This window comes from Sorangium sp. So ce1153, from assembly GCF_051521595.1.
Lineage (GTDB): Bacteria > Myxococcota_A > Polyangia > Polyangiales > Polyangiaceae > Sorangium.
Window position 1 is genome coordinate 2121187 of record NZ_CP150361.1, and the last position, 15347, is coordinate 2136533.

The 15347-nt window shown below is 70.0% G+C and carries 2 protein-coding genes (1 of these 2 running past the window's edge); both read left to right on the plus strand.

Annotation, left to right across the window (positions count from 1 at the left end; translation table 11 throughout):
* Positions 1-481 carry the final stretch of an SDR family NAD(P)-dependent oxidoreductase gene (locus tag WME85_RS07450; RefSeq protein WP_437836512.1) on the plus strand. 23822 nt of this gene lie to the left of the window's left edge, so the window shows 481 of its 24303 coding nt (coding positions 23823-24303); the start codon falls outside the window, past its left edge; the stop codon is at positions 479-481.
* Positions 478-15336, plus strand: coding sequence for an SDR family NAD(P)-dependent oxidoreductase (locus WME85_RS07455; RefSeq protein WP_437836515.1), 14859 nt, complete (start codon positions 478-480; stop codon positions 15334-15336). Before WME85_RS07450 ends, WME85_RS07455 begins: the two co-directional genes overlap by 4 nt.
* Positions 15337-15347 lie beyond the last annotated feature (11 nt).

Consider the following 15347-nt stretch of genomic DNA (forward strand, 5'->3'; position numbering starts at 1 on the left):
GGCCGTGTATCGGTCTCCACGCGGGGCTCCCTGCGAGCTCGGTTCGATGAAGCCGAACATCGGCCATCCGCTCTGTGCCGAGGGGATCGCCAGCTTCATCAAGGGCGTGCTCATGCTGCATCACCGCCAGCGCGTGCCATTCCTGTCGGCTCGAGAGCCGATGCGTCACTACGACCTGGCATCGTCGCCGTTCCGTTTCTCTCGCGCGCTGAGCGCGCCCGGCGACGCGCCGGAGGTGATCGGGATCAACTGCTTCGCCGATGGGGGGACGAATGCGCACGTCGTCGTGGAGGCATGGCGCGACGGCCACGTGAGCCCCGCGCGGACGCCCATCGCGCCGCCGACGCTCCGAAAAGTCGACTGCCGCCCGCCGAGGTCGGGCCCGGAGCGAGCGGTGCCGGTATCGACGGCGGTGCAGAGTATCTGGGGACCGCTGGTGAGCTCGGACGCGCATCACTCGACCGCTGCGGAAGGCGAATGACGCGCACCCTACGTCGCGCGAATCCGGAAGAGTTCGTCATGGAAGAGACGCTGAGCCTCACGATCGACAATCCCGTCGTCCGAGATCACCGAGTCCTCGACGTGCACCTGCTGCCGGGGCTCGCGTACATCGATCTGATCTTCACGGTCTTCCGGAAGCAGGGTCACGACTTCCGCTCGCTCGAGCTGCGGAACGTGGCGATCTTCCGGCCGCTCGTCGTCTCGAGAAGCGAGAGCGTGCTGCTGACCATCCGCTCCGCCGAGCGTCGGCGCGGAGAGTGGCGGATAGAGATCGAGGGCGCCTCGTCGAGCGGCGGGACGAAGACGCGCTATCTGACGGCGGAGATGCACCGGGTCGATCCGTGCGAGCTCGAGGGCGGGATCGACCTGGCCTCGATCCGGCGCTCGGCGGTCGAGACGCTCACGCTGGACGAGCTCTACGCGCGGTACCGCGATCAAGCGCTCGTGCACGGCGCGTTCATGCAGGCGCAGGGACGGCTGTTTCGGACGGACGAGGCGATCCACGTTGAATGCGGGCTGAGCGACGCTGCGCGCGCGAGCGCGGAGCACGTCATGTTCCACCCGGCGCTCCTCGACGGCAGCGCCGTCTGCGGCGGCCTGGCGATGCTGGCTTGGTTCGAGGGGGGCCACGGGCGCCCGCTGGCGTTGCCGCTGTTCTACGAGTCGTTCCGCGCCCAGCAGCTCATCCAGAGCCGATGCGTCGCGCGCATCCTGCGGACCTCGATGCGAGATGTGCAGGAGCTCCGGCAGTGCACGCTGGAGCTCTTCGACGAGTCAGGGCGCAAGATCGCGGAGCTCAGGAACGTGACCAACAAGGAGGTCCGCGACCCTTCGTCGGTCGACCCGCGCCGGGCGTCCGGCGCCCTGGTCGTGCACGCGGCTCCCGCGAGACCCGCCTCGAAGGCGAATGGAGCGGCCGCGCCCGCGATAGCCCACGTCGCGACCGACGCCCGGCCGACGATCGAGGCGTTCCTCCGGGAGCTCATCGCCGAGAGGCTGCGCCGGCCCGCGGAGGAGATCGGCCGCGCTACGCGGTTCCACGAGCTCGGACTCTCGTCTTCCGAGCTGCTCATGCTGGCGCACTCCATCGAGAAGAAGGTCGGTGCGTCGCTCTCGCCGACGTTGCTCTTCGAGTACGTCACGATCGCGGAGCTCGCCGCGCACCTGGCAGCGCTCGGCCACTTCGAGCCCGGGTCGGAGCCGGCCAACCCGGCTCCCGGGAAGTACGTGTTTGAAGGCGCCGAGCCGTATCTGCAGGACCACCGCGTCTTCGACGCGCCGGCGCTGATGGGCATCACCCATCCATGTCTGGCGGTGGAGTCGTTCCTGGGTGAGTCCCGCGGCGCGCTCCCCGTGGAGCTCCGGAACGTCCGCTTTCGAGGCGGTCCGATCACGCTCGAGGACGACGAGAGCGTCGCGCTCGCCGTCGCCTTCTCGCAGGGGGAGCAGGGCACGTCGTTCGAAGTGAAGTACGCCACCGGGACAGGGGAGCCGTCGAAGATCTGCTGCGCTGGCGACGCGATCGGACCGGCGGCGGCGATCGCCGAGCGCGTCGACGTGGATGCGTTGCTCGGGAGCGGAAGGCGCCTGACCGAAGCGGAGCTCGACGGCATCTATCGCCGAACGCCGGATTTCACGCTGGGACCGTTGCTGAGGACGGCCGACGCGGTGTGGGTCGTCGACGAGTCCACGCAGATCCTTCGCGTGGACCTGGGGGCGAACGCGCAGAAGGGCGGGCGGTCGACGTACGCTCTGGACCCGCTGGCGCTCTGCGCCTGCTACAACGTCCACGGCGGCGACGCGTCGGAGGAAGCGCGGCCGCGGCGGATCGCCGTTCCTCTCGCGATCGAGAAGATCGTGGTGCATCGGCGGACGCCGGCGCGCTTCTACATCGTCCACCGCCGCCGGATCCACCGACCCGACTACACGTCGTTTGACGCCACGATCGTCAGCGAGGCCGGCGACGTCGTCGTCTCGGTCGTCAACGCGTCGATCAAGGAGGTCTCGGATCTCGGCGCCCTGGTGAACGCCTCGTTCGAGAAGGAGATCGTCTCGCGGTACGGCGCGGGAAGCCGCCCCACGCAGGGTGCGAAGGGCGAGGCGGCGGGCGTCGCCATCATCGGCGTCGCAGGGCGGTATCCTCACGCGCAGGACATCGATCGGCTCTGGCAGAACCTCGCGTCAGGCCGCGACTGCATCACCGAGGTCCCGGCGGCGCGATGGGATCATCGTCGCTATTTCGACGCCGAGAAGGGCAAGCCCGGCAAGAGCTACGGCAAGTGGGGCGGCTTCATCGAAGGGGTCGACGAATTCGACCCGCTGTTCTTCAACATCTCGCCGCGCAACGCGGAGGCGATGGATCCGCAGATCCGCCTCTTTCTCGAGACCGTCTGGGAGCTGCTCGAGACCGCCGGCTATGGCCGGCCAGCGCTAGAGGCGCGTTTCGACGGCAACGTGGGTCTCTACGTCGGGTCGATGTCTCAGCAGTACCGCGGCTTCGGCGGCGATCCGTCGGCGCAGGCGCTCGCCGCGCTCGCATCGGCCGGCGACATCGCGAACCGGGTGTCGAACTTCTTCGATCTGAAGGGGCCGAGCATCGCGGTGGACACCATGTGCTCGTCGTCGGCGATGGCGATTCACATGGCCTGCCGCGATCTGCTGGAGGGGGATTGCCGCATGGCGATCGCCGGCGGCGTGAATCTGCTGATCCATCCGGACCGGTACGTCTCCCTCAGCCAGGCACAGATGATCGGCAGTCAGCCCGGCAGCCGGAGCTTCGCAGCGGGCGACGGCTACCTCCCTGCGGAGGCCGTCGGCGCGGTGCTGCTGAAGCCGCTCGACGCCGCGATCCGGGACCGTGACACGATCTGGGCCGTCATCAAGGGCACGTGCACGAACCATAGCGGCCGATCGAGCGGGTACGCGGTGCCGGATCCGAACGCGCAGGCCGTGGTGATCGAGCGGGCTCTGCAGAAGGCCGGAGTCGAGCCAGAGACCGTGTCTTGGGTCGAGGCTGCAGCGACCGGGTTCGTCCTCGCGGACGCCGTGGAGCTGACCGCCCTGAACAAGGCGTTCGCGAAGCTCACGGCGGGGCCGCGCGCGTGCGCGGTCGGCTCGGTGAAGTCGCACATCGGCCACGCGGAGGCAGCTTCGGGTATCTCGCAGCTCACGAAGGTGCTGCTGCAGATGAGGCACCGCACGTTGATCCCGCCCCTGGCCGTCGAGGCGCCGAATCCGAACCTGCGCTTCGAGAAGAGCCCGTTTTACTTGCTGCGCGAGGTGCAGGAGTGGAAACGGCCGGTGGTGACGATCGACGGGCGCGAGCGGGAGGCCCCCCGTCGTGCGCTGATCGACTCGTTCGGCGCGGGTGGCTCGTACGTGAGCCTCGTCATCGAAGAGTTCACGCCGCCCGCCGAGCCGGCGCCCTCGGCGACGGTCGAGCCGCAGCTCGTTGTGCTGTCGGCGATGGACGCGGAGCAGCTGCGCCTCGTCGCGCGGCGGCTCTTCGAGCACACGGCGGCTCCGGAGGGCGGGCGGCTCGCCGACATCGCCTACTCGTTGCAGCGGCGGGAGCGCCTGCCGGTCCGTCTCGCGTTCGTCGCGCGGACCCTGGCCGAGCTTCGTGCGAGGCTGTCCGAGATCGCGGAGTCCTCCGGCGTGAGCGTCCCGCCGGCCCCGGCAGGCGAGAGCCCGTCGCTCGGTCCGGAGGAGCAGGCGCGCATCCGGAAGCTGATCGAGGAGCGCGAGCTCGACGAGCTCGGCCGGCTGTGGGTGTCCGGCGTGGACGTCCCGCTTGAAGACCTGCACGACCCGAGCGCGGTGAGCATCGTCCGTCTGCCGACGTATCCGTTCAAGCGACGTCGCTACTGGATGGGAGAGGTGCGTCAGCGGCATCCGCTCGTGCATCGCGAGGTCGCCGACGCGGAGGGCCAGCGCGCGTTCGCCGCCGTCTTCAACGGCACGGAGCCCTTCCTGAAAGACCACGAGCAGCTGTTTCCGGCGGTCGCGTACCTGGAGATGGCGCGCGCGGCGGGCGAGGCCGCGGACACCAGGATCGCAGGGATCCGCAACGCGGTCTGGATCTCGCCGCTCGTGATCCGCGATCGCGACTGCGAGCTGCGCGTCGTCCTCTCGGACACGGAGAGCGGCCGAGCCTACGAGGTGAGCTCCTCTGGAGGCGTGCATGCGCGTGGGCTGCTGGTCCTCGACGGGTCCCACGCGCAGTCCGCGAGGCCGCCGGCGCTCGACATCGAGGCCGTGCGTTCGCGGTGCACGACCGAGGTGGACGCGCGGACACGTAACGAAGCCATGGGGATGCCGGCTTCGTACGACAAGCTGTGGATCACCTCCCTGGTCCACTCCGATCACGAAGCCCTGGCGTCGCTTCAGGCGCCGAGCGCTCCGGGCGACGAGGCGTTCCTCCTTGACCCGAACCTGGGCAATTCGGTTCTGGTGCCCGCGATCTTCCTGTCGTTGATCCAGGACGGCGAGCGAGAGTGGCGCTTCCCGTATACCCTTGAGGCTCTCTGGATCTACTCGGACCCCCGGCGCGGTGCGTACGTGGTGGCGCGCCGGGCAGCGGAGGACGGGCTGCCCGCCAGGTTCGGTCGTTACGATGTCGACCTGGTCGACGCGAGCGGCGATTGCCTGATGGCCTTCCGAGGCCTCATGGCGGTTCCCGCCGCGGTCGCTGCGCCCGAGAGGCCAGCGGCGCCGGTCGCCACCCCGGCGACGGCCGCGGCGCCCGTCGCCCCGTCCGAGCAGCCCTTGCTCGAGCGAGCGATTCAGGAGCTGACCCGGATCGCGTCCGGCGTCATCAAGCTCGAGGCGCGCCTGATCGATCCGCGCGCAGAGCTCGCGCGCTACGGCTTCGATTCGATGGCGTTCGCGGAGTTCACGAAGGCGTTGAACAAGGGTTACGGGCTCGAGCTGATGCCGACGGTGTTCTTCGAGTGCCCGACGCTCTCCGCCCTCGGCGAGCACCTCGTCAAGCGCCACGAGCCTCGCCTGCGCGCGAAGTGGGACGCGGCGAGCCGGGGCAAGGAGGCCCCGAGGCCGGTGGCGGCTGCCGCGCCGGCAGAGCGCGTCGCCACGCAAGCGCCGGTCGCGCCGCGGCGCAGCCCGCCGGTCGCGGCGCGGAAGGGAGCCCACGACGAGCCGATCGCGATCGTCGGCGTGAACGGGCGATTCCCCGGGTCGGCGAGCGTGCGCGAGCTCTGGGAGAACGTCCTCGCCAACCGCGATCTCATCCGCGAGGTGCCCATCGAGCGCTGGGACTGGCGGAAGTATTACGGCGATCCGAAGTCCGATCCGCACAAGACGCGCGTGAAGTTCGCCGGCTTCATGGAGGACGTCGACCGCTTCGATCCTCTGTTCTTCGGGATCTCGCCCCTCGAGGCGCAGGGGATGGATCCGCAGCTCAGGCTCTTCATCGAGTGCGCGTGGGCCTGCATCGAGGACGCGGGGTACCGCCCGAGCAGCCTGGCAGGCAGCAAGACCGGCGTGTTCATCGGCGTCTCGACGCAGGACTACAAGGACCTGGTCCAGCCGTTTCGCGGCCTCGGCGTCATCATGGGTCTCTTCCACTTCATGGTGGCGAACCGCGTCTCGTATCTCCTGAACTTGCGCGGTCCGAGCGAGCCGATCGACACGGCGTGCTCGAGCTCGCTCGTCGCCATCCACCGGGCGGTCGGCTGCTTGCGATCGGGAGAGTGCGAGGCGGCGATCGTCGGCGGGGTGAACGTCCTCGCCAGCCCGGACGTCACGATCGGCGCCGGCCAGATGGGGATGCTCAGCGAGGACGGGCGCTGCAAGACCTTCGACCGCGGCGCCGACGGCTACGGTCGGGGCGAAGGCGTCGCCGCGCTCCTCCTGAAGCCGCTCGGCCGAGCGGTGGCGGACGGCGATCACATCTACGGACTCGTCCGCGGCACCGCGGAGAACCACGGCGGCAAGGCGACCTCGCCGACGGCACCCAACCCGCTCGCGCAGCAGGATCTCCTCGTCGCGGCGTACGAGGACGCGGGCATCGATGCCCGGACCGTGGGGTACATCGAGGCGCACGGCACGGGCACGGTGCTCGGCGATCCCGTGGAGCTCAACGGGCTCAAGGGCGCGTTCGCCCACCTCTATGCGGCGCAGGGGATCCCCGCTCCCGCCGAGGCGCACTGCGGGCTCGGCTCGCTGAAGACGAACATCGGTCACCTCGAAGCGGCCGCGGGCATCGCCGGGGTCGTGAAGGTGCTGATGATGCTCCGGCACGGCAAGATCCCGGGCAACGTCCATCTAAAGGAGCCGAATCCGTACCTGCAGCTCGCGGGCAGCCCGTTCTATCTCGTGAAGGAGACGCGCGACTGGCCCGAGATACGGGACGCGCAGGGCCGGGTGGCGCCGCGTCGCGCCGGTGTGAGCAGCTTCGGAGTCGGCGGAGCGAACGCGCACGTGGTCCTCGAACAGTACGTCGAGCCCGCGCGGGAGGCGCCGCGTCCGCCCACGCAAGAGCAGCCGGCGCTCATCGTGCTCTCGGCCAAGGACGAGGACCGCCTGCGGGCGCAGGCGCGCCAGCTTCTCGACGAGCTCTCGACCGCTGGCGCCACGGAAGCCGACCTGCCGGACATCGCGTACACGCTCCAGGTGGGGCGCGAGGCGATGGAGCACCGGCTGGCGCTCACGGCCGTCACGATCGACGATGTCCGCGACAGGCTCGCCGGTTACCTCGACGCCCCGGCGGGCACGGCAGATCTCGATCGGCTCTATCGCGGCGAGTCGAAGAAGAACCAGGAGGCCCTCGCCGTCCTCGACGTCGACGAGGACATGGCTCAGCTGATCAACGCCTGGGTCGCGAAGGGCAAGCACGAGAAGCTGCTGGAGCTCTGGACGAAGGGGTTGTCCTTCGACTGGGCTCGCCTCTACGCGAGCGGTCACGGCCCGAGGCCCCGGCGGATCAGCCTGCCGACATATCCGTTCGCGCGCGAGCGATACTGGGTGGACGTGGCCGAGTCGCTCCAGGCGACAGAGCCGGTGCTCCACCCGCTCGCGCAGCGAAACACGTCGAGCCTCGAGGAGCAGCGCTTCTCGTCGACGCTGAGCGGAGACGCGTTCTTCCTGAGCGATCATGTCATCCGGGGCAGCAAGGTGCTGCCGGGCGTCTGCTACCTCGAGATGGCACGAGCGGCCGTGCTCGCGTCTCTGGGTCGCGCGCCTGAGCGACGGCCGGACGTCGTGCTGCGCGACGTCGTGTGGCTGAAGCCGCTCGTCATCGATGACGCTCGCGAGGTGCACATCGGTCTATCCGCCCAGAAGGACGGCGCGATCGAGTTCGACGTTTACACGCTTCGCGAGGACGCTGAGGACGAGGAGGTCGTGCACGCGCAGGGCCGCGCCGTGCTGATCGATCCGAGCGCGCGCGAGGAATCGACGGCGGATCTCCCTGGTTTGCGGTCCAGGTGCGATCGCTCGATCGACGTCGCGCGAGCGTACGAGGCCCTGAGCGCGATCGGCATCGCCTACGGACCGGCGCACCGCGCGCTGTCTGCGGTGCACGTCGGCACGGACGTCGACGGGCGCGCGTTCGTCCTCGCCGAGGTGAGCGTGCCGGCCTGCGTCGCGGCGACGGCGGAGCAGTACCATCTGCATCCGAGCGTGATGGACGGCGCGCTGCAGGCCTCCCTCGGCCTGTCGCGGATCGACGGAGCGGCGCGCCCGGCGTTGCCGTTCGCGCTGGAGGGCCTGGACGTCCGGGAGCGGAGCCCGGCGGTCGCGGCGGTGATCGTGCGGCCGCGCGCCGGGTCCGGCACCCTCCAGAAGCTCGACATCGACGTTTGCGACCCGACCGGGCGCGTGAGCGTCCGGCTGAGCGGGTTCACAGCGCGAGCCTCCGAGGCCGACGTCGCTCCGGGGGCGAGGGTCGAAGTGGTCCCGACGGAGCGTGTCGCCGCCCCCGTGGAGCTGGATCGCAGCGAGCTCTCGCAGAAGACGGCTCACCACCTGAAGCGCCTGCTCGCGTCGACGCTGAAGCTGCCGCCGGATCGCATCGAGACCGGCGCCGCGCTCGAGAAGTACGGGATCGACTCCGTCCTGGCGCTGAAGCTGGTGAATCAGCTCGAGACGGCGTTCGGCGCGCTGCCGAAGACGCTGATGTTCGAGTACCAGAGCATCGACGCGCTCGCGCAGTACTTCATCGAGAACCATCGTGACACGCTGGTGCTGCAGCTGACGCCGACGGCGCCGACGCCGCGCGCGTCCATGCAGCCAGACGCGTCGGCCACGCCCGCTGCGCGCGCGGACGACAAGCGCCGCCGTGGCCGCTCGTGGGCCGCGAGGCCGTCGGCGCAGCGCGCCCCGGGGGCGCCCGTGGACCCGATGGACATCGCCGTCATCGGCATGAGCGGCCGGTATCCACAAGCGCCGGACGTGGCGGCGTACTGGGAGAACCTGCGCGCCGGCAAGGACTGCATCGTCGAGATCCCGCCGGAGCGCTGGGACCACGGGCTCTATTTCGACCCTGAAAAGGGCAAGCCGGGCAAGAGCTACAGCAAATGGGGAGGATTCATCGACGGCGTCGACGAGTTCGACCCGATCTTCTTCAACATCTCCCCGAAGGAAGCGGAGCTCATGGACCCGCAGGAGCGATTGTTCCTGCAATGCGTGGTTCAGACGCTCGAAGACGCGGGCTACACGCGCGACGCGCTCAGGAGCTATCGAGCCTCGGGCCTCGACGGCAACGTCGGCGTCTTCGTCGGGGTGATGTACGAAGAGTACCAGCTCTATGGTGCGCAGTCGCAGGCCCTGGGGCAGCCGCTGGCCCTCGGGGGGAGCCCTGCGTCGATCGCGAATCGCGTCTCGTACTTCTGCAACTTCCACGGTCCGAGCATGGCTGTGGACACGATGTGTTCGAGCTCGCTGACGGCGATCCACCTGGCGTGCGAGAGCCTCAAGCGCGGCGCCTGCGAGCTGGCCATCGCGGGCGGCGTCAACGTCTCGATTCACCCGAACAAGTACCTCCACCTCGCGCAGGGGCAGTTCGCGTCGAGCATGGGGCGCTGCGAGAGCTTCGGTCAGGGCGGCGACGGCTACGTGCCCGGCGAGGGGGTCGGCGCCGTGCTGCTCAAGCCGCTCGACCGCGCCGTCGCCGACGGCGACCACGTCTACGGCGTCATCAAGGGAACGAGCGTCAATCACGGCGGCAAGACGAACGGCTACACCGTGCCGAACCCGGCGGCGCAGGCCCAGGTCATCGCGAACGCGCTGCGCGCGTCGCGCGTCGATCCGCGGACCGTCAGCTACATCGAGGCGCACGGGACGGGGACGAGCCTCGGCGACCCCATCGAGATCGCCGGGCTCGCGCAGGCGTTCTCGGGCTTCACGCAGGATCGCCAGTTTTGCGCGATCGGCTCCGCGAAATCGAACATCGGGCATCTGGAGAGCGCAGCCGGCATCGCAGGTGTGACCAAGGTGCTCCTCCAGATGCAGGAGCAGGTGCTGGTCCCGAGCCTGCATGCCGAGGTCCTCAACCCGCACATCGATTTCGGCCGCACGCCCTTCAAGGTGCAGCGGAGCCTCGAACCGTGGCGGCGTCCGGTCATCGAGCGCGAGGGAAGCTCGCGCGAATACCCGCGCGTCGCGGGCATCTCCTCGTTCGGAGCGGGCGGCTCGAACGCTCACGTCATCCTCGAGGAGTACGCCGCCGAGGAGCGCGCCCAGCCGGCGACGGCGCCCACGCCCGAACGCCCGGCGCTCGTCGTGCTCTCGGCGAGGACCGACGCGGCGCTGCGGGAGCGCGCGCGGCAGCTGCTCGCTCACGTCGCGCGTCGCCAGTGCGCGGACGTCGACCTGATCGACATCGCCTACACGCTGCAGATCGGCCGCGAGGCGATGCGAGAGCGCCTGGCGCTCACGGCGGCGACGATCGCGGCGCTTCGCGAGAAGCTCACGGCGTACCTCGACGGCAAGCTCGAGACCGGCGCGATCGAGGAGTGCTACCGCGGTGAGGTGAAGTCGGGAGGGGAGGCATCCGGCCTGAACGCGGAGGACGCCGCCGGCCTCACGGGAACGTGGCTCCAGAAGCGGCAGTACGGGAAGGTCGTCGAGCTGTGGGTGAAGGGCATGCTCGTCGACTGGAGCCAGCTCTACGCAGACGGCGTTCCCCCGCGGCGCGTCTCGCTTCCGGGCTATCCGTTCGCGAGGGATCGGTACTGGGCCGAGTTGCCCTCGGCGCGCTCGTCGGTCGCGAGCGCGTTGCACCCGCTCGTCCAGCGGAACACGTCGAGCTTCGACGGCCTGCGTTTCTCGTCCACGCTCCGCGGGGACGAGTTCTTCCTGAGCGACCACGTGGTCCAGGGAAAGAAGGTGCTGCCCGGCGTCTGCTACCTCGAGATGGCGCGGGCGGCGGCTCGCGCGTGCCTCGAGTCGGGCGACGGAGCAGAGGGGCGTCTGTCGCTGCGGAACGTCGTCTGGATGCGGCCGGCCGTCGTGGAGCGACCGCAGGAGATCCACGTCCGGCTCCGCGCGGAGCCGGACGGGGATATCGAGTTCGAGATCGGCGCCGCGGACGCGGAGCATGGCGCCGTGCTCGCGAAGGGGAATGTCGTGCTCGATGGAGCGTTCGCGGAGCACCGCATCGATCTCCAGGCGTATCGATCCCGCTGTGAGCGGTCCGTCGACGTCGGCCTGTGCTACGAGTCGTTCCGCGCGATGGGCCTCGACTACGGCCCCGCGCACCGCGGGCTCTCCAGCGTCGACGTGGGCGTCGACGCCGACGGACAGCGCTTCGTGCTGGCGCAGGTAGAGCTGCCCGATTGCGTCCGCGCGACGGAGCGACAGTACGTGCTTCACCCGAGCGTGCTCGACAGCGCGCTGCAGTCGCTCGTCGCGCTCGGGCTAACCGACGCCGGTGACCCTCGCGCCGCCTCCCGCCCGGCGGTCCCGTTCGCGCTCGAGACGTTCGAGCTCGTGGATCGCAGCCCGAGCCGGGCGTGGGTGCTGGCGCGACCCGCAGCGGGAGAGGGTGGCGGGACCGGCGGGGCCCACCGCTGGAACATCGAGATCGGCGACCAAACCGGGCGTGTGTGCGTGCGCCTCACCGGGCTCGCCGCCCGAGCGCTGGAGCCCGACGTCCGATCGGAAGGCGGAGCGGGGCGAGGCCGAGGAACGCTGCTGCTCACGCGGGCCTGGCAGCCCGAGCCCCTCCGGGCGGACGGCCCCGAGGCGCAGCCGATCGACGCGGAGCGCTGGGTCTACGTCGACCCCACGTACGAGGCCCACGTCCCGCGGCTCCGGGAGCTTTCGCCGTCCGTGAACTGGTCGATCGGCCTCGGGGACGCGGGACCGGAGACGCCGCTGGAAGAGCGCGTCGTGTCCGCCGGCGAGGAGCTGCTCGGGCGCATCCAGTCGCTGCTCCGGGCGAGCTCGAGCAGGCACATCCTCGTCCAGCTCGTCCTGAACGCCGACGCGGACTCGTCGCAGGCGCTGGCGGCCGCGAGCGGTCTCTTCAAGAGCGTGCGTCAGGAGAATCCGAAGCTCGTGGGTCAGGTCATCGGCCTTCCGGCGACCGCGGGCCTCCGGGAGCTATCGACCGCGCTCGACGAGAACGCGCGCGTCGCGGCGCAGGACGATACGGAGATTCGTTACGTCTCGGAGGGCCGTGAGGTGACGACCCTCGAAGAGGTGAGCGCGGGCTTCGCCGGCGAGGCGCCGTGGCGGGACGGCGGTGTCTACCTGATCACGGGCGGAGCGGGCGGCCTCGGGTTGATCATCGCGCGAGAGATCGCCCGGAAGGTGAAGGACGCGACCCTCGTGCTCGCGGGCCGCTCGCGCCGCGGCGAGGTAGCGCCGGCGCTCGGCCACGGCGCGAAGGTGGAGTATCGCGTGCTCGACGTGGCCGACGCGGCGGCGGTCGAGGCGAGCGTGCGCGACATCGTGCGCCGCCACGGGCGCCTCAGCGGCATCGTCCACAGCGCGGGCGTGCTCCGGGACGGCTTCGTCATCCACAAGACCCACGAGGCCCTCCGCGCGGTGCTGGATCCGAAGGTCCGGGGCGCGGTCCACCTCGATCGCGCGACGCGGGACCTCCCGCTCGACTTCTTCATCCTGTTCGCGTCGGTGTCAGGCGTCTTCGGTAACCTGGGCCAGAGCGATTACGCGTTGGCGAACGCGTTCATGGATCGGTTCGCGGAGCGTCGGAACGAGCGGGTGAGGGCCGGCGCGCGCCGCGGCAGGACGCTGGCCATCGACTGGCCGCTCTGGGGCGAGGGGGGGATGCGCGCCGACGAAGCGACGCGGGATCGCATGCGCGAGCGGGGCTTCGACGTCCTGTCCACGGACGCTGGCATCGAGGCGCTGTATCGCGCGTGGCGAAGCGGCGAGTCGCAGGTCGTCGTCCTCGCGGGTGTGCACGAGAAGCTCGCGGAGCTCTTCGAACGGAAGCGCCGGACCGCCGGCGACGCGCCGCCTGCGCCGGCGCAGGCGAGCGCCGACGACGGCGAGCTCGTGAACAAGGTCCAGAGCGCGCTCGTCGAGAGCATCTCCCGGCAATTGAAGCTGAAACCCTCGGACGTCGACCCCGACACGCAGCTTGGCGACCTGGGGTTCGACTCGATCGAGCTGACGGCCTTCGCCAGCAGCGTGAACGACCGTTACGGTCTCGCGATCAGCCCGGCGCTCTTCTTCGAACACCCGTCGGTTCGCAGCTTCGCGCGGTATCTCGTCCGTGACCACACGGCCCGGATGGAAGCGACGCATGCTGCGTCGAGCCCTGCCGGAGCGGCGCGGCCGGAGGGCCCCTCGCGGCGGCCCGCCGGCGCGCTTGGGCAAAAGACGCGGAGGGCGGTGGTCCAGCCGTCTCGCCCGCAAGCGGCCGGCGAGCCGATCGCGATCGTCGGAATGAGCGGCTGCTTCCCGGGCGCCGCGGACCTGGATGCCTTCTGGGACAACCTCAGGGACGGCAAGGACAGCATCACCGAGATCCCGAGGAGCCGGTGGGACTGGAAGGCGATCTACGGCGATCCGTCCGAAGGCGGGAACAAGACGCTCGTCAAGTGGGGCGGCTTCATCGACTCCGTCGAACATTTCGACCCGCTGTTCTTCAACATCTCGCGCCGTGAGGCGCAGGCGATGGACCCGCCGCAGCGGCTCCTGATGGCGCATGCGTGGAAGGCGATCGAGGACGCGGGATACTCGCCGCGAAGCCTCGCCGGCAGCGACACTGGCATCTTCGTGGGCACCGCGACCAGCGGCTACGTCGAGCTGAGCAGGCAGAACAGCTCGTCGACGGAAGGGTACCACTCGACCAGCGCCACCGCGTCGATCGGCCCGAATCGAATCAGCTACCTGCTGGACATCCACGGTCCGAGCGAGCCCGTCGAGACGGCGTGCTCGAGCGCGCTCGTCGCGATCCATCGCGCCGTACGCGCCATCCGCGCCGGCGAGTGCGAGATGGCGCTCGCCGGCGGCGTCAACGTGATCGTCACCCCGTGGGCGCACATCCTCTTCGGCAAGGCCGGCATGCTGAGCGAGGACGGACGCTGCAAGACGTTCTCGAAGAATGCCGACGGCTACGTCCGAGGGGAGGGCGTCGGGATGCTCGTCCTGAAGAAGCTCTCCGCCGCCGAGCGGGACGGCGATCACGTCTACGGCTTGATCCGCGGCACCTCGGAGAACCACGGCGGTCGCGCCAGCTCCTTGACGGCTCCGAATCCGAAGGCGCAGACGGCGGTGATCACCGCGGCGCTGCGCGAGGCTGGCGTCGAGCCCGGCAGCGTCACGTACGTCGAGACGCACGGCACGGGCACGCCGCTGGGAGATCCGATCGAGATCAACGGGCTGAAGAGCGCGTTCGCGGAGCTCACCCCCGGCGGGGCGCCGGCCGAGCAGGGCGCGTTCTGCGGCCTCGGATCGGTGAAGACGAACATCGGGCACCTGGAGCTCGCCGCTGGCGTCGCGGGCGTCATCAAGGTGCTCCTCCAGCTCCGCCATCGCACGCTGGTGAAGAGCCTTCATTGCGAGCAGATCAACCCGTACATCCAGCTGCAGGGCAGCCCCTTCTACATCGTCGACCGGACGCAGCCGTGGTCGCCGAGGTCGGGGAGCGATGGCCGGCCGCTGCCCCGCGTCGCGGGCGTCAGCTCGTTCGGCTTCGGCGGCGTCAACGCGCACGTCGTCCTCGAGGAGTACTGCGCAGCCGAGCGCCCCGGGCGCGCCGCGCCGGAGCAGCCGGCGATCGTCGTGCTCTCGGCCCGGACCGAGGAGCAGCTCGTCGAGCAGGCCCGCCGGCTCGCCGCCCACCTCTCGAAGCACGCGCATCTGGACGGCGATCTCGACGACATCGCGTACACGCTGCAGGTGGGGCGCGACGCGCTCGACCATCGGCTGGGGCTCACCGCGCTCACGATTGACGAGCTCCGTGAGAAGTTGAGCCGCTACGTGCAGGAGAACGGCGGTGGCGACGGCGTCCATGTCGGGCAGACGAAGCGCGGGAACGAAGCCTCCTCGCGCGGCGAAGAGCGCGCGCTCGTCGAGAGATGCATCGAGCAGCGTGATCTACCGAGGCTCCTCGATCTGTGGGTCGACGGAGCGTCCGTCGACTGGTCGCGGCTGTACGCCGGAAGGCCGGTGCAGCTCCGCCGGGTGGGCCTGCCGACGTACCCGTTCGCGAAGGAGCGGTACTGGGTCGACGACGGGTCGACGAGCCCGGCGCAGCCCCCGCGCGTGGCGGCGCCGCCGCCGCGCGTCGACCGCGGGCCGCTGAGCGCCGTGCTCGATGCGCTCCTCGCCGACGAGATGGATCTGCACGACGCGGCTGCGAAGACGAGAGAGCTGCTCGCGGGAGGGCTGAGCTGAGATGAGCAATC